The sequence below is a fragment of the Kitasatospora sp. NPDC018619 genome (assembly GCF_044391605.1).
Taxonomy (GTDB): Bacteria; Actinomycetota; Actinomycetes; order Streptomycetales; family Streptomycetaceae; genus Kitasatospora.
The window spans coordinates 98,538-118,535 of record NZ_JBISAI010000022.1; the positions used below are offsets into that span (position 1 = coordinate 98,538).

11 protein-coding genes and 1 pseudogene are annotated in these 19,998 nt (G+C 74.0%); 9 read left to right on the forward strand and 3 right to left on the reverse strand.

Annotated elements, in window-relative coordinates; all coding sequences use genetic code 11:
• Positions 1–24 precede the first annotated feature (24 nt).
• Positions 25–3,708 (reverse strand): SpoIIE family protein phosphatase, encoded by a 3,684-nt coding sequence (locus tag ACH5AR_RS28630; RefSeq protein ID WP_396304413.1) that lies wholly within the window; start codon positions 3,706–3,708, stop codon positions 25–27.
• A 325-nt stretch (positions 3,709–4,033) separates the two neighbouring features.
• On the opposite strand from ACH5AR_RS28630, the gene ACH5AR_RS28635 reads away from it, so the two are divergent.
• The 3 genes from ACH5AR_RS28635 to eccD all read left to right on the forward strand — a co-directional run bounded on the left by ACH5AR_RS28635 (position 4,034) and on the right by eccD (position 6,121).
• On the forward strand, positions 4,034–4,351 hold the full coding sequence (locus ACH5AR_RS28635; protein ID WP_396304414.1) for a WXG100 family type VII secretion target: 318 nt from the start codon (positions 4,034–4,036) through the stop codon (positions 4,349–4,351).
• A 31-nt stretch (positions 4,352–4,382) separates the two neighbouring features.
• A complete protein-coding gene (locus tag ACH5AR_RS28640; protein WP_396304415.1) occupies positions 4,383–4,709 on the forward strand; it encodes a WXG100 family type VII secretion target in 327 nt (108 codons plus the stop codon).
• A 74-nt stretch (positions 4,710–4,783) separates the two neighbouring features.
• Positions 4,784–6,121, forward strand: coding sequence for a type VII secretion integral membrane protein EccD (eccD, locus tag ACH5AR_RS28645; protein WP_396304416.1), 1,338 nt, complete (start codon positions 4,784–4,786; stop codon positions 6,119–6,121).
• A gap of 77 nt (positions 6,122–6,198) precedes the next feature.
• Here the strand turns inward: eccD and ACH5AR_RS28650 are convergent, their stop codons facing one another.
• Positions 6,199–7,221 (reverse strand): LuxR C-terminal-related transcriptional regulator, encoded by a 1,023-nt coding sequence (locus ACH5AR_RS28650; RefSeq protein WP_396304427.1) that lies wholly within the window; start codon positions 7,219–7,221, stop codon positions 6,199–6,201.
• On the opposite strand from ACH5AR_RS28650, the gene ACH5AR_RS28655 reads away from it, so the two are divergent.
• Positions 7,181–8,260, forward strand: coding sequence for a hypothetical protein (locus tag ACH5AR_RS28655; RefSeq protein ID WP_396304428.1), 1,080 nt, complete (start codon positions 7,181–7,183; stop codon positions 8,258–8,260). The two genes, ACH5AR_RS28650 and ACH5AR_RS28655, sit on opposite strands and share 41 nt — an antisense overlap.
• Before the next feature lie 44 nt (positions 8,261–8,304).
• The gene (locus ACH5AR_RS28660; RefSeq protein WP_396304417.1) at positions 8,305–11,034 is read left to right on the forward strand and encodes a right-handed parallel beta-helix repeat-containing protein; all 2,730 of its coding nucleotides are present in this window, start codon (positions 8,305–8,307) and stop codon (positions 11,032–11,034) included.
• 60 nt (positions 11,035–11,094) lie between these two features.
• On the opposite strand, the gene ACH5AR_RS28665 is transcribed toward ACH5AR_RS28660, so the two are convergent.
• On the reverse strand, positions 11,095–11,733 hold the full coding sequence (locus ACH5AR_RS28665; protein ID WP_396304418.1) for a hypothetical protein: 639 nt from the start codon (positions 11,731–11,733) through the stop codon (positions 11,095–11,097).
• Between the two features lie 234 nt (positions 11,734–11,967).
• Here ACH5AR_RS28665 and ACH5AR_RS28670 point away from each other — a divergent pair, with 234 nt between their 5' ends.
• The 4 genes and pseudogenes from ACH5AR_RS28670 to ACH5AR_RS28685 all read left to right on the forward strand — a co-directional run.
• Entirely contained in the window at positions 11,968–12,270 is a 303-nt protein-coding gene (locus ACH5AR_RS28670; RefSeq protein WP_396304419.1) for a WXG100 family type VII secretion target, read from the forward strand.
• Positions 12,270–12,809 carry a WXG100 family type VII secretion target gene (locus ACH5AR_RS28675; RefSeq protein WP_396304420.1) on the forward strand — a complete coding sequence of 180 codons (540 nt, stop codon included), beginning with the start codon at positions 12,270–12,272 and terminating at the stop codon, positions 12,807–12,809. Before ACH5AR_RS28670 ends, ACH5AR_RS28675 begins: the two co-directional genes overlap by 1 nt.
• Positions 12,810–12,910: 101 nt before the next feature.
• Complete coding sequence (gene eccCa, locus ACH5AR_RS28680; RefSeq protein ID WP_396304421.1) at positions 12,911–16,939, forward strand: type VII secretion protein EccCa; 4,029 nt, start codon at positions 12,911–12,913, stop codon at positions 16,937–16,939.
• A 102-nt stretch (positions 16,940–17,041) separates the two neighbouring features.
• Positions 17,042–19,998: pseudogene (locus ACH5AR_RS28685) on the forward strand (hypothetical protein); the annotation flags it as partial.

Consider the following 19,998-nt stretch of genomic DNA (forward strand, 5'->3'; position numbering starts at 1 on the left):
CCGGCCCGGAGCCGCCCCGGCCGTTCAGGCGGACGGCGCGGCCCCCGGCGGCAGCTCCAGCTCGAACCAGACCACCTTGCCGTCCCCGGTCCGGCGGCTGCCCCAGCGGTGCGCGAGCTCGTTGACCAGGTGGATGCCGCGGCCGCCCTCGTCCTCGCCGCGGGCGCGGCGGATCCGCGGCACCTCGGACTCCCGGTCGGCGACCTCGACGGTGAGCACCCGGTTGCAGTACAGCCGCAGCTGGGTCGGCGAGCCGGCGTGCACCAGGGCGTTGGTGATCAGCTCGCTGGTGAGCAGTTCGGTCCAGTCGGTGAGCGCGTCGAGCCCCCAGGCGGCCAGGGTCTCGCGGGCGAAGCGGCGCGAGTGGGCGACCATGGCGTGGTCGCCGGTGAGCGGGAGGGTGGCGATCCGGTCCGTGCCCCGCGGATGGACCTGCGCCATGATGACGGCGATGTCGTCCTCGCCGGTGGTCTCGGTGAGCCGGCTCAGCACGGCGTCGCAGGTCTGCTCCAGCGAGCCGCGCCGGTCGGCGACCGTCCGGCACAGCAACTCCAGCCCCTCGTCCAGGTCCTGGCCCCGGCGCTCGACCAGCCCGTCCGTGTAGAGGGTCAGGATGCCCTCCTCGGGGAGGGTGAACTCGGCGCTCTCGAAGTCGGATCCGCCGACGCCGAGCGGGGTTCCGGTCGGCAGCTCGATCAGGCGGGCCCGGCCCCCGGTGTCGGCGACCACGGGCGGCAGGTGCCCGGCGCTGGCCGCGGTGCAGCGGCGGTCCACCGGGTCGTACACCACGCAGACGCAGGTCGCGAACTGTCCCTCGCCGACCGTCGCGGTCGCCTCGTCCAGCCGGTACAGCACCCGCTCCGGGGGCAGGTCGAGCGTGGTCAAGGTCCTTGCGACGGTGCGGAGTTGGCCCATGGTCGCGGCGGCCCGGATGCCGTGTCCCATCACGTCGCCGACGATCAGCGCGACCCGCCCGGAGGACAGCGGCACCACGTCGAACCAGTCGCCGCCGACCTCGCTGACCACGCTGCTCGGCAGGTAGCGGTAGGCGAGGTCCAACCCGAGGGTGCGGTGCACCTCCTGCGGCAGCAGGCTGCGCTGGAGGGTGAGCGCGGTGTCGCGCTCGCGGCGGTAGAGCCGGCCGTTGTCGATCGCCAAGGCGGTGCGGGCGGCCAGCTCCTCGGCCAGTGAGCGGTCCGCCGGCCCGAACGGCACCGGGTTGCGGGAGCGGACGAACTCCGCGCCGCCCAGCACGTGTCCGCGCGCCACCAGCGGCACCATCAGGTACGAGTGCACCCCGGCGTCCAGGCTCGGCTGGATCCGGTCCGGCGAGGCGACGAGCCGGCCCAGCTCCGCCTCGGTCACCTCGGCGACCAGGATCGAGCGCCGGGTGCGCAGGTTCTGCGCGTACAGCTCGGCGGACTGCGAGGTCTCGCCCACCTGGTCGGCGGCCCCGTGCATGGTGCCGTCCGAGCCCCGCTCGCCGACCGCGACCGCCCGCATCAGCACCGGGCCCTCCGGCGGGACGGCCCCCGGCTCCTCGCCGCCGAGCACCTCCTCGCGCAGGTCCACCGTCGCGAAGTCGGCGAAGCGGGGGATCACCACCTCCACCAACTCCCGGGCGGTGCGGTGCAGATCGAGCGTCGTGCCGATCCGGTTGCTGGCCTCGTTCAGCAGTGACAGCCGCTGCTGGGCCGCCCACGTCTCGTCCAGCGCCCGCTGCCGGGCGGCCGCCGCGTCGCGCTCACGGGTGAACAGCAGCGCGTTGTCGATCGAGACGGCCGCGCGCACCGCCAGCTCCCCGGCGAGCGCCAGGTCGTCGTCGCCGTACGGGCGCTCCACCAGGGTGCGGTAGAAGCCCGCCACGCCGACCGGGGTGCCGCGCGCGATCAGCGGGACCGCCATGAACGACAGCACGTTCTGCTCCCGGACGGCAGCCGTGCGCACCGGGTCCTCGGCGAACCAGGCCATGCCCTCCTCGTCCATCCGCGGCACCAGGACCGGCTTGCGGTGCGCCAGGCACCAGGCGTACGGCGAACCGGGCAGGAAGCGGTGCAGGTTGCCGGTGCGGGCGATCGGCGCCATGGTCGAGCCCGGCACCGAGTGGAAGGCCATCCGCCGCAGCAGCGCCGAGCCGTCGGCGGGAGCGGTCGCCTCGCGCTCGCCGCGGACCAGCTCCTCCAGCACCTCCACCACCACCGTGTCGGCCAGCCTCGGGGTCGCCACCTCGGCCAGCTCCTGGGCGGTCTGGGCGAGGTCGAGGGTGGTGCCGATCCGCGTCGAGGCCACGTTCACCAGCGCCAGGCGCTCCTGCGCGGCCTTCGCCTCGCGCAGCGCCTGCTGCCGGGCCAGCACGGTCTGGTGCTGGCGCAGGTACAGCCGGGCGTTGTCGATCGCGACGGCCGCACGCGAGGCCAGCTCGTCGCCGAGCGTGATGTCGGCCGCGGCGAAGGACTCCCGCGCGCCGCGCCGGGAGTACACCACCATGCCGAGCGTGGTGCCGCGCGCCACCAGCGGGGTGATCCGCACCGAGCGCGGACGGTCGCCGAGGTAGGCCCGGCGGCGGCTCTCGGTGAGGCGCTCGCCCAGCATCGGCAGCTCCCAGGACGGCACCACCATGGTGCGCCCGCTGGTCAGCGCCCGGGCGTACGGGGAGTCCGGCGGCAGCTCGTACACGGCGTCCACCGGCAGCGCCTCGGCCGGGTAGACCGTGTCGGCGGAGGCGATCGCCAGGCGGCGCACCCGCAGCGGCGCGTCCGGTGCGGGGGACTCGACCTGCCGGCCGGCCACGAGCTCCTCCAGCCCGAACACCGCGCTGATGTCGGCGACCCTGGGCACCATCGCGTCGACCAGCTCCCGGGCGGTCTGCCGCAGGTCCAGCGTGGTGCCGATCGAGGCGGTCGCGTCCACCAGCAGGGACAGCCGCTCCTGGGCGCGGGCCGCCCGGGCGTCGGCGTGGAACCGCGAGGTGACGTCGATGACCGTGGCGCACACGCCGAGGGCCCGGCCGCCGCGGTCCGTCAACCGGAAGTAGGAGGTCGACCAGGCGTGGTCGTGGTTCGGGTCACCCGGGGTGCGGCCGTGCGTGAGTTCGTCCACCACCGGTTCGCCGCTCGCCAGCACCCGGCGCATCACCGCCTCGGCCTCGGCGCCGTTGATCCTGGGCAGCACCTCGGTGAGCCGCCGGCCCAGCGGCTCCTCCAGGCGCAGGCCGTTCGCGTCCGCCAGCGCCTCGTTCAGCCGCACGAAGCGCAGGCCGGTGTCGAACACCGCCATGCCGACCGGGGACTGGGTGAAGAACCCGTCGAGGAGGGCCAGGTCGGCCCGCAGGCGGTGCAGCGTGGTCACCTCGGAGGCCACCGCCAGCACCATCGGCGCGCCGCCGGGGCCGCGGATCGGGTGGGTGCGGAACTCCAGGTCCACCAGGTGACCGTCCCGGTGCCGCACCGGGAACACCCCGGACCACGGCCGGCCCTCCAGGATCTGCCGGAACAGCTGGAGCACCTCCGGCCGCTGCTCGTCGGAGGTCAGCAGGGTCGCCGCCCGCGTTCCGACCGCCTCCTGCGCAGGGTGTCCGAGCAGCGCCTCCGCGTCACTGCTCCAGTGCAGGATCCGCCCGTCGGCGTCGATCAGCGCCGTGGCGATCGGCACCATCAGCAGGGCGTCCTGCCGAGGCTGCCCCGCGCGCTGCGCGTAGTCGTCCACCATGGCCAGAGAACCGTCCCAGAAACCGTCCGGAGATCGTTCCCACCAGCCCTGCCATCTTCGCACGCACCCCCCGCCCCCGCAGCCGCCCCGAGACCCGGCCACGGGCCCCGGAGGCGGGGCACGAGGGACGTCCCGACAGCACGAGGGACATCCGAAACGGTGACTGGCAGCGTCCCGGGGCGGTGCGGGAGGCTGGCGGCGACAATCCGGGCGTGGTGATCGCGGCCGAGCCCCGACGGGTGCCGGCCGGCCGCTCGCTCTCCGTCAGCAGACGCCGAAAGGGCCAGGAATGACGCAGCCGGGCAGTACGACGGGCAGTGGCGGTATGACGAGCGGCTACAAGGTCACGCCCGACGACGTCTCCGCAGCGGCCGTGTACGTGACCAACCAGGCCGGCGAGATCGATACCAAGATCGCCTCGCTGCGCACCTACGTCGCGGGCCTGAGCGGCTGCTGGCAGGGCTCGGCGCACGCGGCCTTCGAGGTGCTGATGGCCGACTACGACATCTACGCGCGGATGATGCACGACGCGCTCACCGACATCGCCTCCGGGCTGCGCGGCAACTACGTCAACTACGTCGAGTCGGAGCAGGCGAACCTCGCCAACCTCCGCAAGGTGACGCTGCCCCCCGCCCAGTTCTGAACCGCGTCCCGCCACCTCCAGGAGTACCGCGATGACCTTCTCCGACGCCGTCCCGATCAGCGTCCAGCAGGACCTGGGGAACGCCGGCCCCTACCTCAACGGGCAGGCGGCCGACATCTCCCACCAGCTGCACGAGCTGGCCCTGTACCTGAACCAGCTGCCGGAGGGCTGGCAGGGCACGGCCTCCGCCTACTACCAGGGGCTCCAGAACGAGTGGAACACCGCGGCCAACGGGCTGTTCGGCCCCGAGGGCGTGCTCGGCCAGATCGCCCACGCCATGAACGCCAACTGGGCGAACTACGGCGAGGCCGAGTGGTCCAACTCGCAGACCTGGAAGCACACCGGTTCGGGGCACTGAGGTCCGGCCGCCGCCACCTCGGTCGGCCTTCATCCGTACGACGATCCGCATGAACGAGGGCAAGAGAGCGACGCATGGCTGACGGGCACTGCCGAGTGACAGTGGTCGGCGAACACAAGCGGGTGGACCTCGCGGTCCCCGCCGCCGCCCCGATCGCGGAATACGTCACGATGTTGGCCCGCCTGGTCGGGCAGGAGGAACTGGAGGCACTGCCGGCGGCCTGGTCGCTGGCGGTGCCGGGCGGGCCCACGCTCCACCCGGTCTCCTCGCTGAGCGAGGCCGGTGTGCAGGACGGTCAGTTGCTGTACCTGAGGGACGCCGCCGAGGGCGAGTTCGAGGAACCGCTGGTCCGCGACGTCGACGAACTGGTCGCCGATGTCGCCGACTCCTTCGGCGACCTGCGCTGGACCGCGCGCGCCCGCGCGGTCTGCGCCACCGTCCTGGGCGCGCTCGGCCTGGCCGGCGCCTGCGTGGCGGCCGCCGTGCGCGGCGGCTGGCCCGGTACGGTGGCCGGCCCGGTGGCGGTCGGCTCCGCCTTCGTCCTGATCCTCGCCGCCTGGCTGCTGCGCCGAGCCACCGTGGAGCTGCCGCCCAGGCTGGCCCTGCCGATCGCGCTGGCCGCGGTGCCCTGCGCGGCCGTGGCCGGCTGGTTCCTGCCCGACCCCTCGCACGGCAACGCCATCGCGGCGGCGCTGGGTGCCATGGTCGGTGCCGGGGCCGCGCTCTGGGCGGCGCCCTCGGCGGTCACCGCCGCCGTGCTCGTGTTCGGCGTGGCAGGGGCGGCCGTGACGGGGCTGCTGGCGGGCTTGCACGCGAACCTCGCCCAGGGCGCGGCCACGGTTGCCGTGGTCGGCTACGGCATGCTGCTGAGCGCGCCCTGGCTGGCCGCCCAGCTGGCCGCGCTGTGGCCCACCGAGCGTGCGTCGGAGGAGGGCATGGTGCGGGTGATGGTGCACCGGGCCCGGACCCTGCTGTTCTGCTGGACCGCCGCCGTCTCCTTGTTGCTGGCCGTCGCGCTGGCCATGCTGGGCTCGGCGCGCGGCGGCTACCCGCCGGCGCTGGCCGGCTGCCTGGCGGTCGCCGCGCTGCTGCGGGCGGGCACCTTCCGGCTGCTGGCCGAGGCAGCCCCCGTGGTGGTGGCCGGCGCGGTCGGCCTGGCCACCACCCTGCTGTTCGCGCCCGACGCGATGGCGGCTCCCGGCTGGGTCGGCCCGCTGGCACTCTGCGTGGTCGGGGTGCTGATGGCGGGCGCGGGTGTGGTGCTGTCCTTCCGCCGCCCGGCGGCCGGTACGGCCAAGCGGCCGCCGGTGCTGAACGTGCTGGGCACGCTCTGCGGAGTGGCCGCGGTGCCGCTGGCGCTCGGCGTGTTCGGGCTGTTCCAGCACCTCGCCGCGTTCGGACACCACCTGTGAGCCGGACGGCCCGCCGGGTGGGGCGCCGCGACCGAGGGGCCTGCCCCGGCCGGCCCGGGGGCGGTCCGAGCCGGGTGCTAACGTCCGGCGGCGTGTCCCGCCGTCGGCTGAGGCGGGACGACCGACCGCAGACCGGTCGCCGTCGGGGAGAGGTCCGCCGGGCCGGGACCGGTCTCGTCGATGTAGCCCAGCTCGATGGCCTTGCGGGTCAGCGCCGCCTTGTTGCCGGCGTTGAGCTTGGCCCGGATCCGCTTCACGTACGTGTTGACGGTGGCTTCGCTGAGCGTCATCATGCGGGCGATCTGGCTGTGTGTGTAGCCCTGGGCGATCAGCCGCAGGGTCTCCGCCTCGCGGCGGGCCAGGCCCTGGTTCTCGCCGGGGCTGCGGCGGCTGAGCTCGGAATGGAGGTGGCCGCCCAGGCCCGCCGCCAGGTAGAAGCTGCCGCGGGCCACCGCCTCGACGGCGGACAGGAACTCGGCGTCGTCGGTGTGCTTGGTGACGAAGCCGTAGGCGCCGGCCTTGAGCGCGGTGAGCAGGTCCCCGGGCTCGCTCGACGGCGAGAGGACCAGGACCGCGCTGGTGGCGCTCAGGGCGCCGATCACGTGCAGGACGGACGTGCCCGGGTACGGAGCGGGGTCCAGGACCACCACGTCGGGGCGGAGCCCGCTCTCGGTGAGCTCGTACGCCGTGTCCACCGAAGCGATCACTTCCAGCCGGGGGCTGCGGGCCAGGACCTGCTCGATTCCCATGCGGGTCATGCGGTGGTCTTCGACGATGCCTATGGTCGGCATGAAAGGCCTTTCCTGTCTCGATCCCCCGTGCGGTCGCGTCGGCGGAGCCGCCACCGGGGGGCCTGCGCGGCGGTCACTCACTTCGTTCCACGCATCCAGGCCTTGGCGGTGTTCAGCCGGATTGCGGGAGGACGCCGCCCCGCGGTGCACACCGCGGCGAAACAGCAATGTGCGGAGCGGAACCGGCCCTTCGTCCGGAGGTCCGCATCGGAACAGGTCGTATTCGGCCGGGGGGCCGCGCGCCCGCCCGCGCCCGTGGAGGTGGAACATGGCTGAGGCCGAGCAGGACGGTACGGACCGGCGGAGCATGGTAGCGGCCTTCGTCAAGGAGGTCAGGAACGAGGGCGGCGGTCCTTCGAAGGTGATGCCGCGCGCCTGGGCGGTGGGCCTCACCGTGGTCGTCGTCGGCGCGGGCGCGGTCGGCGTGGGCATGCTGGCCGGGGGCCACGCCCCTTCGACAGCGGCTGCGGCCACCGAGCACACACCGACGCCGACCGCCTCCTCGACGACGGGCGCGCCCGACCAGCCGGCCCCCGGCAGCCCGGGCAACGCCGCCCCGCCCCTGGCGAACGCCGACCCCGGCGTGGGTGCCGACCAGGGAGGCTCAGGAGGCAGGGGAGGTTCGGGCGGTGGCAACCCGCCGGGCCGACCGGCCCCCGCGCCCGGTGGGGCCACGCCCGCGGCACCGGGCGACAACGCGCCGGGCATTCCGGCCGCCGGCAACCCGCCCGCGCCCCGGAACAACCCCGCGCCCCCCGTGTCGGCAGCCCCGCCGGCTCCTGCCCCGGCCGCCCCGGCCCTGGCGGCGGCCAAGGCCCCCGGCTACACGGCCGTGGCGGGCTACGGCTGTCCCACCAGCAACGCCCAGGGCTTCTCCGAGGCCGGTCGGTACTCCGACGGCCGCAACGGATGGTTCACCGTGGGCGCCGCCGGCTGGGCGCAGGACGGCTGCAACGGCAAGTTCGACGCGATGCCGATGTCGGGTGACGCGAAGAAGGACGACCAGAGCAACTACGCGCTGTGGACCTTCTCCCCGGGCGTGGTGGGCCTGCGCACGGCCACCTGCCAGGTCCAGCTGTACGTTCCCAACGACAAGGACATCACCCACGTCGGCGGGAACCCGGCGCACTTCGAGGTCTACGGCTCGTCCAGCCTCTCCTCCCCGATGCTGAACTCCTTCGACGTGTCCCAGCCCGGCCACCTCGGCCAGTGGAAGGACGTCGGCACCTTCGGGACCACGACCGGGGTGCTGATGATCAAGCTGGACAGCCGGGGCCAGGACTGGCACGGCGACACGGCGACCAAGGCCCACCTGGCAGTCGCCCAGATGCGGGCGACCTGTAGTTGATCACTCGGACCGCCGGCCACGGCAGGTCCCGAGAGGGTGCACGAATGAGTCAGACGTGGGTCAAGGTCGCCCAGCGGGGCTGGGGCGTCCAGCGGAGCATCGGCGCCGCCGTGCGCACCGCCGCCGACGGCGGGGTCGTCTCGGTGATGCCGGGCGAGTACGCGGAGAGCGTGCTGCTGGAGCGCGGCGTCAGCCTGGAGGCGGCCGAGGGGCCGGGCACGGTCACGATCGCCCCGGCGCGCGGGCCCGCGCTCACCGTGGTCGGCGGCAGCCCCACCGTCCGGGGTCTGCTGCTGCGCGGTGTCGATCCGGCGCAGCCCGCCGTCCTGCTCAGCGGCGGCGCGCCCGTGCTGGAAGGCTGCGAGGTGGTCGGCCGGGTCGAGGTGGCCGGGCAGGCCGCCCCGGTGCTGCGCGACTGCGCCGTCCGCGGGGCGGTCGGCGTCGGCGTGCGTCTGGGCGGGGACAGCCGGGCCGTGGTCGAAGGCTGCGCGGTGGTCGGAACGGAGGGCATCGGGCTGCTGGTCACCGAGGGCGCGGTCCCCGAGGTCCGGACCACCAGGATCGGCCCGAGCAGCGCCCAGGGACTGTACGTCGACGGCACCGGCGGCGGCTCGTTCGAGCACTGCGAGGTGACCGGCAGCGGCGGCGCGGCCGTACGGGTGGCCGGCGCGGCGGCCCCGGTGCTGCGCGCCTGCCGCCTGCACGGCAACCACGCGGCGGGCCTGCACGCCTCGGCCGACACTCCCGGGCTGCCGGTGGCCGGCGCGGCCGACTCGGACCGGCGCGGCACGGTGCTGACGGACTGCGAGATCACGGCGGCCGCCACCGTGGGCGTCCTCGCCGACCAGGACGCCCGGGTCCTGCTGCGGGACTGCCGGATCTCCCACACCGGCGGCGCCGGGATCGTGGCCGTGGACCGGACCAGCCTGCGCCTGTACGACACCGTCACCGCCGACACCGGCGACACCGGGCTGGCCCTGGGCAACAGCGCCTCCGTGCGCGCCGAGGGCGGTGGCTTCCTGCGCGCCACCGGCAACGGCGTGTACCTGGCCGGCGAGGCCGAACTGGCGCTCAGCGGATGCGAAGTGGCGGACGCGGGCTTCAGCTGCCTGCACCTGGGCGAGAACGGTTCCGCCGACCTGACCGACTGCCGCCTGCACGGCACGCCGGAGCACGGGATCCGGATCACCGGCAACGCCCTGCTGAGCGCCGGGGCCACCACCGTCGAGCAGGCCCGGATGGCCGGGGTCTCGGTGGAAGAACGGGCCGACGCGGCGCTGTACCGCTGCACCGTGCGGGGCGTCGGCGTCGGCGCGCGCCTGGAGACCCGCCACCGCCCGCTGCTGGAGGACTGCGAGATCGCCGACACGGTGGGCGCGGGCGTCGAGGTCGGCGAGCGCACCGGCGCGCTGCTGAACCGCACCAGGATCCACGACACCGGTGGCTCCGGCCTGCTCGCCGCCGAGCGGAGCACCCCCGTGCTGGACGGCTGCGCGATCACCGACACCGCGGGCAGCGGCATCGTGGTGCGCGGCGGGGCCGACCCGCGGGTGCGGACCAGCACGATCGCGCGCACCGCCAAGAACGGTCTGTACCTGGACGAGGGCGCGCACGGCCTGCTGGAGGACTGCGCGCTGTCCGAGACCGGTTACCCGGCCCTGTACGTGGGCGCGGGCGCCGATCCGGTGCTGCGCCGCTGCCTCGTCCACGACACCGCCGAGGACGTCGCGCTGGCCGAGCGGGCCGCCGCCGTGATCGAGGACTGCCGGACGGAGCGGGTCGAGGAGTCCACGCTGCCGGCCACGGCCGGCCCCGCCTCCCCGGGCACCCCGGCGGGGATCGCCCGGCCCTGGGCGCTGCCGGGTGCGCCGACGGCGCCCGGTGCGCCGGGGGGAGCCGGCGAGACCGAGGGGACGGCCGAACCGGGGGCGGCGGGCGACCGGGAGAGCGCCGAGGCCGAGCTGGCGGCCCTGCTCGAGGAACTGCACCGGCTGGTCGGGCTGGAGCGGGTCAAGCACGACGTCGAGACCATGGTCAAGCTGATGCAACTGGTCCGGCGCCGCAAGGAACTGGGCCTGCCACCGCCGCCCACCAGCCGCCACGTGGTCTTCGCGGGCAACCCGGGCACCGGCAAGACCACCGTGGCCCGGCTGTACGGGCGGATCCTGCACGCGCTGGGCATGCTCTCCAGCGGCCACCTGGTCGAGGCGGACCGCGGCGACCTGGTCGGCGAGTACGTCGGGCACACCGCCCCCAAGACCACGGCGGTGTTCCGCCGGGCGCTGGGCGGGGTGCTCTTCATCGACGAGGCCTACGCGCTGGTGCCGCACGGCCAGGGCGGCGACTTCGGGCAGGAGGCCATCTCGACGCTCGTCAAGCTGATGGAGGACCACCGCGACGAGGTGGTGGTGATCGTCGCCGGCTACCCCGGCGACATGCAGCGCTTCATCGACGCCAACCCCGGCCTGGCCTCCCGGTTCACCCGGACACTGACCTTCGACGACTACCTCGGGCCGGAGCTGGTCGACATCGTCGTCCACCAGGCCGAGCAGCACCGCTACGACCTGCCGGAACCGACGCTGGCCGCGCTGGCCCGGTACTTCACGGAGCTGCCGCGCGACGAGGGCTTCGGCAACGGCCGCACCGCCCGCCAGGTCTTCCAGTGGATCACGGAGCGGCACGCCCAGCGGGTCGCCGACCTCGCGGACCCGACGGCCGAGGACCTGACCACCGTGCTGCCGGAGGACCTGCCGGAGCTCGGCGCCGCAGTCTGAGGCACGGCGGTCAGGGGCACCGCACCTCGGGGCGCGGCGCCGCGCCCCGAAGGCGACCGGTCAGCTCTTCGGCCTCGGGGCGACCTCCGGCATGATGGACCCGTAGTCGGCGGATGCGTAGGCCTGGCCCGCCAGGTCCAGCCGGGCCAGGTAGACGCCGTAGAGCTCGACGGCGTCGGCCACCTGCCGCAGCGCCGTGGTCAGTTCGGGGTTGATGATCGGCGCGAACTTCCCGGCGGCCTTCTGGACACCCTTGTCCGAGACGAACGCCTGCCGAGCGATCGGGCCGATCCCGCCGGCGATCCCCGAATTGTCGTAGACGGTCTGGATGCTGCCGGCCTGCTGGCCCCAGAAGGTGCCGCTGGCGACCACCGCGCCCACCTTGACCTTGAGGGCGTTGTAGGCGTCCACCACTCCGGAGGCGCCGGACGCTCCGGCGGAGATGACGCTGTAGAGGGTCGCCAGGTCCACCGAGAACGCCGCGTGGCCGGGCAGGGCGGGGGCGGGCGTGGACGGGTCGGTTCCGGCCGGTGCGCCGCCGTTGTTCGCGGGGACGCCGCTGAAGCCCGGGACGTAGCCGTTCTCCCAGAGCATCTTCAGCGTCGGATCGGCCGCGCCCCCGCCCGGCTTGGGGTCGGGGCCGTTGCCACCGTCCTCGGGCGTCGGAACGTAGATCGGGGAGTTGATCGGGGCGACCACGTGGACCTCCGGATCCAGGGGTGGGCAGTGAACACGGCCATCCTCGCCCACCGCGCGCCCACGGCGGGAGGTCCCCGTTCGGGGACACCCGGGGGACAGAAAGCGGGGCTGTCCCGGCCGTCCGGCCGCTGCCTAGACTCCGCAGGGCCGACGTGCGTACGTGAACCAGCCGTACGCGGATCGGGCCGGACCGGTGCGGACCGGCCGAACGACGAGCCCCGGGGAGCGCCCGCTGTGACCTACAGCTTGCAGGACTTCAAGGTCGACCTGCGGCAACTGCTCGAAGCCTCCGGCACGCTGAGCGCCGAGAGCGAGAACATCAAGGAGGAGATCTCCGCGATCGCCACGGCCCTGGCGCCCGTGGAGAGCGGGTGGACCGGCCCGGCCGGCACCTCCTTCGCCGCGATCTGCAAGGTCTACAAGGACGACATGGTCGTGCTGACGGAGCTGCTGGAAGAGATGACCAACCGGATGCGGGCGGCCTACCGGACGTACCACGAGATGGAACTGGCCAACTACAACAACGTCCGCGCCTGATGGCCACCCCCGCCCCCGACCCCAAGCACGTGACCAACGTCCCGGGCTACACCTCGCCCTCCGGGCTCCCCCTGGACTCGCCCGACGGCTACGACACGATCAAGCTCGCGGTGCCGCTCCAGGAGATGACGGCGGCCAAGACCACGGTCGAGACCTCCCTGAACAGCATCCTCGACAGCCTGGTCACGATCGAGCAGACCCTGGCCGAACTCCGGCTGGGCTGGGCGGGAAAGACCGCGGACCAGGCCAGAGAGCTCTTCGACCAGTGGAACGCCTGCATGAAGGAGCTGGTCGGGACCAAGACCAAGGAGAAGCCCGACGGCACGGAGGGCGTCTTCCAGCGGCTGATGATCGCCCTGGGCAGCGCGGTCAGCAACTACGACCACGCCGAGGACTTCATCGTCACCAAGCTCTTCGGGCCGCTCACCACCGCCATCGGCAGCCCCGCGACCGGCTCCGGTGACCCGGGCGCCTACAACCCGGCGCCGACGTCCCCCGCCCCGGACAAGACCAACACCGTGATCGCCGAGGTCTTCTGACCCCGCCCCACCCCACGCTCCACCTCGCCCGGCCCCGGCGCACCCCCGCGCCAGGGCCGGTCGCACCGCAGCCGCAGTCGAGCACCGAGAGGCACCACCAGGTGAGCAGGATCCCCTTCCACCGGCCCACCCGCGCCCTGCCGCCGGCCCTGCCCGACCAGCGGGTGGTGCTGCCCGCTCCGCCGCAGGCCCCCCAGGGCGCCAACTCCTCGGCCAGCACCTGGCTGACCCTGCTGCTGCCGTTGATGAGCAGCATCAGCATGGCCGCCTACATGGTGATGTACCGCAACACGCTGCTGATCGTGCTGGGCGTGGCCTTCGTGGTGATCTCGATCGGGGCCACCCTCGCCGTCCGCCACCAGATGCGCAGCGCGAACCGCCAGGCCAAGGACCGCCAGCGCGAGCGCTACCTGCGCTACCTGACCGACGTCAAGCGGACGGCCCGTCAGGTGGCCGACAGCCAGCGGCTCGCGGCCGGCTGGCTGCACCCCTCGCCGGAGCGGCTCTGGGCGCTCGCGGAGCGCCGCCGCAGGGTCTGGGAACGGCGCGCCACCGACAAGGACTTCCTGTTGGTGCGCCTGGGCCAGGGGCAGGGCACGCTGGCCACCCCGATCCAGCTCGGCACCCGCAACGACCCGCTCGCGGAGTACGACGAACAGACCCACGCCGCCGCGCAGCGGGTGGTCGACCAGGCCGGCACGGTAGGCCGCCAGCCCGCCCTGGTCGACCTGGCCAAGGCCGGCGTGCTCAGCCTGCTCGGCCCCGCCGGCCGGACCCGGGCGCTGGCCCGGTCGCTGCTCTGCCAGCTTGCGGTGCTGCACGCCCCCGACGACGTCACCATCGTGGTCTGCACCGGTGGTGATCCCGACTGGGAGTGGGCCAAGTGGCTCCCGCACACCCACGAGGCCGGCGCCCCTGGCCCGGCCGGCGTGGTCCCCCTGGTCGCGGCGGAGTTCGACGCGCTCGCCGACGCCGTGGAGAGCGCGATCGCCCGCGCCCAGAGCGAACGGACCACCCGCCGGCCGACCCTGGCAGGCGCCCCCGACCCGGTGCTGCACCGGCTGGTCGTCCTGCTCGACCCCTACGACCCGGCCGCCGCCTGGGCCCGCGGCCCGGTGGCCACCGCCCTGCTGGAATCGGCCGGGCCCGCCCTGGGCATCACCGTGATCTGCCTGGTCGGCGCCGAGCGCGAGGAGCCCACCCGCACCGAGGTCCGCGCCCGGGTGGGCGAGGACGGCTCGCTGGCCCTGGAGGGCCGCAACACCGAGCTGTACAGCCGGGTCGAGGGGGCCGTCGCGGACGCCCCCGCCCCGGAGCTGTGCGAGCTGACCGCGCGGGCCCTGGCCCCGCTGAGCCTGTCCGAGGAGCCCGAGCAGCTGCTCGCCCGAACCGTCACCCTGCCCGAGATGCTCGGCACCCCCGACGTGGCGGCCTTCGATCCGTCCGTCAGCTGGATCCCGGCCGGCGACGAGCGGCTGCTGCGCCTGCCGGTCGGCCTCTCCGGCGACGGCGACCCGGTGCTGCTGGACCTCAAGGAGTCCGCCCAGGGGGGCATGGGCCCGCACGGCCTGATCGTCGGGGCCACCGGCTCCGGCAAGAGCGAGCTGCTGCGCACCATGGTCACCGGACTGGCGATGACCCACTCCCCGGACCTGCTCAGCCTGGTGCTGATCGACTTCAAGGGCGGCGCCACCTTCGCCGGCGTCACCGGACTGCCGCACGTGGCCGGCCTGATCACCAACCTCGCCGACGACCTCTCCCTGGTGGACCGGGTCCGCGTCGCCCTGCAGGGCGAACAGCAGCGCCGCCAGAGGCTGCTGCGGGCGGCCGGGAACGTCGACTCGCTGCGCGAGTACCAGCTGCGCCAGGCCGCCGGGCAGTGCGATGCGGACGGCAAGCCGCTGGAACCGCTGCCCTACCTGCTGATCGTGGTCGACGAGTTCGGCGAACTGCTCTCCCAGCGCTCCGACTTCATCGACCTGTTCGTCCAGATCGGCCGGGTCGGCCGCAGCCTCGGCATGCACCTGCTGCTGGCCACCCAGCGGCTGGAGGAGGGCCGGCTGCGCGGCCTGGAGTCGCACCTGTCGTACCGCATCTGCCTGCGCACCTTCAGCGCCGCCGAGAGCCGGACGGTGATCGGCACCCCCGACGCCTACCAGCTGCCCCCGATCCCCGGCTCCGCCTACCTCAAGGTGGACGAGTCGGTCTACCAGCGGTTCCGGGTCGCCCACATCTCCGGCCCGTACCAGGAACCCCGCGCAGGCGAGGACGGTCCGGGCGCCGCCCTGCCCGTCGTCCCCTACGCGTTGCGCACGGTGCCGCAGGAGGAACCCGAGGGGCCGGCCGAGGCCCAGCCGCCGGCCCTGCCCTCGGGCCCCACCGAGATGGAGGTGGCGGTCGAGCACGTCTGCCGGTTCGGGCAGTCCGTGCACCAGGTCTGGCTCGCCCCGCTGCCCGGCGCGATCCCCCTGGACAGCCTCCTCGGCCCGCTCTCCGAGCAGCCGGGACGCGGCCGCCAGGCCGGCCTGTGGCCCGGCGTCGGCCGGCTGGCCTTCCCCGTCGGCGTGCTCGACCTGCCGCTCCAGCAGCAGCAGTTGCCGCTCCAGTTCGACTTCGAGCGCACCCACGGCAACCTCGCCCTCGTCGGGGCGCCGCAGACCGGCAAGAGCACCCTGCTACGCACCACCGTGCTGTCCGCGATGCTCACCCACACCCCCGACGAGGCGCAGTTCTACGGGCTGGACTACGGCGGTGGCAGCCTCTCCCCGCTGGAGGCCGCCCCGCACGTGGGTGCCGTGGCCGGGCGTCGCGACGAGCAGCGCGCCCGTCGGGTGCTGGCCGAAATCGGCCTTCTGGTCGCTGCCCGGGAGGAGTTGTTCGGGGAGCTGGGCATCGACTCGGTGGCGTCCTTCCGCGCCCTGCGCAGGGCCGGAAAGCTGCCGGCCGGAACCCGGGCGGCCGACGTCTTCCTGCTGCTGGACAACTGGGGCGCGATCCGCGCCGAACTGGAGGGCGCCGAGGCCTCGGTGCTGGACATCGCCTCCCGCGGCCTGGGCGTGGGCGTGCACGTGATCCTCACCGCCAACCGCTGGGCCGACGTCCGGCCGAACCTGCGGGACAGCTTCTCCGGGCGCCTGGAGCTGCGGCTGAACGAGCCCACGGAGTCGGAGGTCAGCCGCCAGGCGGCCCGGCAGGTCCCCGGCATCCCGGGCCGCGGCATCGTGTCGCCCGGCGTGCTGTTCCAGGCCGTGCTGCCACGGCTGGACGGCCGCGAAGGCACCACCGGCCTGGCCGAGGCCCAGGAGGACGCGCTCGCCAAGATCACCGCCGGCTGGCCGGGGGCGGGCGCTCCGCCGGTGCTGATGCTGCCCGAGCGGGTGCTCCTCGCGGACCTCGACCCCGCCCGGACCGCCGACCTCGCCGCGGACGAGGTGCCGATCGGAGTCGGCGAGCGCGACCTGGCACCGGTCGGTCTCGGGCTGGGCCCGACCGATCCGCACTTCCTGGTGTTCGGCGACGCCGGCAGCGGGAAGTCCGCCTTCCTGCGCACCTGGATGGGCGCCCTCGCCGACCGGAACACCGCCTGGCAGGCCCGGTTCATGGTGATCGACTACCGGCGCAGCCTGCTGGACGCGGTGCCGGAGGAGTACATCGGCGCCTACGCGGGTGACGCGGTCGCCGCCGAGGCCTACACCGAGCAGCTGGTCGCCAAGCTGGCCGAGCGGATGCCGCCGCCCGGCATCTCGGCGGCCCGGCTCCGTGCCCGGGACTGGTGGGAGGGGCCCGAGCTGTACGTGGTGGTGGACGACTACGACCTGGTCGCGGTCGGTCACCAGTCCCCGCTGGCCGGGCTCGCCGACTACGTGACCCAGGCCCGGGAGATCGGCCTGCACGTGGTGCTGGCCCGCCGGGTGGCCGGGGTGGGCCGCCCGATGATGTCCGATCCGCTCCTCTCGCGGCTCAAGGACCTGGGCACCGGCGGCCTGATCCTGTCCGGCGACCCGCGCGAGGGCGTTCTGCTGGGCGACCAGCGGGCCGCCCAGCGCCCGCCGGGCCGCGGCGTCCTGGTCCGGCGCTCCGGCCCGGCCAGGCTGCTCCAGGTCGCGCTCCACGAGGAGGAGCGGGCCTGAGGCCCTGCCCCTCCCACCGGGCCGGTGGCCCTCCGGCTGCCGGCCCGCCCGCTCCTTCCAGTCTGCGACTACCGCAGCACGTTGCTCCGAGGTGGATACCGGATGGCCGACGAAAGCTTCAGCATCAGCGAGATCTACGCCCTGGGAAACCAGTGGATCGAGCTGGGCAACACGGTGTACGCGGCCCGGTACGCCACCAGCATGAACATGGACAAGTACCAGTGGACCGGTGACGGCATGGTGGCCGCGCACGACGCCTGGAACCTCGTCGGCGGCTCGGTGCTCGACCCGGCGGTCACCACCTGCTGGAAGATCGGCGACGCCATCAACGACTACGGCCGGGCGCTGGAGCGGATCCAGCTGGCCGAGCAGAAGGCCGCCGACGCGGCGGGCCTGGCCAGCATCATCGGCACCATTCTCGGCCTCGTCCTCCCCTTCGGCCTGGGCCTGCTGGCCAAGCTGATCGCACCGCTCCTCGAAGGCCTCATCACGGCCATCACCAACATCCTGAGGACGATCGGCGAGAGCCTGCAGACCATCCTCAACATCGGCGCCTTCATCGGTGGTGCCGTCGCCGGCGGTCTGCTCCAGCTGGGCACCGACCTGCTGAGCCAGCTGATCGCCGACAAGATCTACGACGTCCCGTTCGAGATCGACTGGACCGCCGAGGGCATCAACATGGGCATCGGGGCCGCCTTCGGCGGCCTCGGTGGCCTGGCCGGTCTCCGTGGGCCCAAGGAGGGCGGGATCGTCGGTCCCAAGGGGATCGGGGGCAAGGGCGCGAATCCCCCGAAGATCGACCCGGTCAGCGAGAAGCCCCCGACCACCGAGCACGTCACGCTGCCGGGGCGCACGCCCGTACCGATCCCGGACGGGCCGGGGCCCGTCGGCGGCGTCAACCCGGGCGGGGTCGGCAAGGTCCCGCCGCTGGAGTTCCCGGGTACCGGCAACCCGCTGGGAGCCAAGCCGGGCACGGGCGGCCTGCCGCCGGGGCGCTCCCCGGCGCCGGGCGGGGCCGAGCCCCCCAGGACCGTTCCCGTCCACGAGGGCCCCGGCGCCACCACCCCGCCCGGCCCGCCCAGGACGTCGACGCCCGGTCGGAGCCCCGAGCCGGTGGCCCACGAGCCCGGCCAGGTCAACCCGCCGGGAGCGCGTCAGTCGGTTCCCGAGGGACAGGTGAAGCCCGGGGGAGTGCAGCAGCCCGGGGCGGGCACGGTCGGCAACGCCGCCCCGCCGAAGAGCACCGGCGGCCACCTCACGAGCCAGGACACGCCCGCGCCGCTGGGCGGCAGGGACGGTTCGACGCCCGACGCGGCCACCTCGCGTTCCGTCAACCAGACGCCCGGGAACGGCGGTTCGCGCGCTCCCGGAGCGCGCATCGACGCGCCCGAGCACAACCCCGGCCAGGTACCGTCCGAGAAGCCGGCCGGCAACCAGACCACCTACAAGTCCAACTTCGACCAGCAGCCCGCCGGAACGCGGCCGGGCAGCGACCTCAACGTGACGACCGACCGCAGCTCCGTCTCCGCGAAGACCCCCTCGTCCCCCGAGGGCCTTCCCGGCGGAAACCGGTCCGAGGGAGCGAAGCCACCCCTCAAGGAGGGCTCGGAGTCGCTCGCGACCACGCAGCGGACGACCACCGGAGGCGCTTCCGGCCCCCGGGACACTCCCACGCCGGAGCGGATGTCGGAGAACGGAAAGCCCAACGACTCCTCCGCCTCCGCGCCCAGGGCGAACGAGCGGACCAGCCAGACGGCGGGACAGAAGCACACGGGGCCGGACCTGGAACCCAGGACCCAGCCGGAGAAGAACCAGCAGCCGACCGCCTCCTCGGCGAGGGAACGCGAGGGGACCGTCGGCGGGACGAAGCAGACGTCCTCCGAGGGCGCGCCCTCGGGGAAGCCGGATCCGAAGACGGCCCGGACGGCCCAGGCGGAGAAGCACGCGGCGGCGGCCGACGCGCGGATCGCGAAGGCGAAGGCGGAGGCCGAGGCCGTAGCGGTGGTGAGGGAGAAGGGCGGACCCGACGTACCGGTGAAGTCGCCCGAGGAATCCGGCGGGGGACTGGGGAATCCGGCGAAGCCGGACCCGAAGAAGCCCTCGGCGCAGCCGTTCGGTGCCAAGAAGACGATGACCATCGCTGATCTCCCGAAGGACGGGGCCGGGCCGAACGTCGGCACCCGGGAGCCGGGGATGCGGCCTGGTGGTTCCAACGTGCGGACTGTGACTGATCTGGAGCAGGGTGGGGTTGGGCCGGGTGGTTCGGTCAACGGTGGGTCGAAGCCGCCGGTTGATCGGGGTACGGGGATGACGCTGGACGGTCGGTCCGGTGGTAGGTGGGTGGATGAGGGGCCGGGGGCGGGTTCGGGGTCGCGGCCTGGTGGTTCCAATGTGCGGACTGTGACTGATCTGGAGCAGGGCGGGGTCGGGCCGGGTGGTTCGGTCAACGGTGGCCCGGTTGCGAAGAAGCCCGCGGCTACGACCGAGCCCTTCTCCGGCCGGGGCGAGCGCCTCGGTGGGGAGGCGCAGATTCCCGAGAACGCAAAGCCCCTGAGTCGGACGGACTCGCAGCGCGGTCCCCAGCCGGAGTCTCCGAACACCACGGGCTCGGTGAAGGACCGGGGCCCGCAGTCCGAGCCGGCGAAGCAGCAGGAGGCTGCGGCTGGGGCGAAGGTGAAGGGTGGGTCGTCGGAGGAGCTCGGTGGGGGGTCGCCGGACCGGAACACGCCTCGGACGCCGTTGGCGGAGAAGCAGGTGAAGGCGATCGAGGCGCGGATCGCCGAGGCGGAGGCGAAGGCGAAGGCGGATGCGCAGGCCAAGGTGCAGGCCGAGGCTGCGGCCGGGGCGAAGGTGAAGGGTGGGTCGTCGGAGGAGCTCGGTGGGGGGTCGCCGGACCGGAACACGCCTCGGACGCCGTTGGCGGAGAAGCAGGTGAAGGCGATCGAGGCGCGGATCGCCGAGGCGGAGGCGAAGGCGAAGGCGGATGCGCAGGCCAAGGTGCAGGCCGAGGCTGCGGCCGGGGCGAAGGTGAAGGGTGGGTCGTCGGAGGAGCTCGGTGG

Coding starts and splice junctions, on each gene's coding strand:
- ACH5AR_RS28630 (WP_396304413.1), bottom strand. CDS start 3,708: ATGGTGGACGACTACGCGCAGCGCGCGGGGCAGCCTCGGCAGGACGCC.
- ACH5AR_RS28635 (WP_396304414.1), top strand. CDS start 4,034: ATGACGAGCGGCTACAAGGTCACGCCCGACGACGTCTCCGCAGCGGCC.
- ACH5AR_RS28640 (WP_396304415.1), top strand. CDS start 4,383: ATGACCTTCTCCGACGCCGTCCCGATCAGCGTCCAGCAGGACCTGGGG.
- eccD (WP_396304416.1), top strand. CDS start 4,784: ATGGCTGACGGGCACTGCCGAGTGACAGTGGTCGGCGAACACAAGCGG.
- ACH5AR_RS28655 (WP_396304428.1), top strand. CDS start 7,181: ATGGCTGAGGCCGAGCAGGACGGTACGGACCGGCGGAGCATGGTAGCG.
- ACH5AR_RS28650 (WP_396304427.1), bottom strand. CDS start 7,221: ATGCTCCGCCGGTCCGTACCGTCCTGCTCGGCCTCAGCCATGTTCCAC.
- ACH5AR_RS28660 (WP_396304417.1), top strand. CDS start 8,305: ATGAGTCAGACGTGGGTCAAGGTCGCCCAGCGGGGCTGGGGCGTCCAG.
- ACH5AR_RS28675 (WP_396304420.1), top strand. CDS start 12,270: ATGGCCACCCCCGCCCCCGACCCCAAGCACGTGACCAACGTCCCGGGC.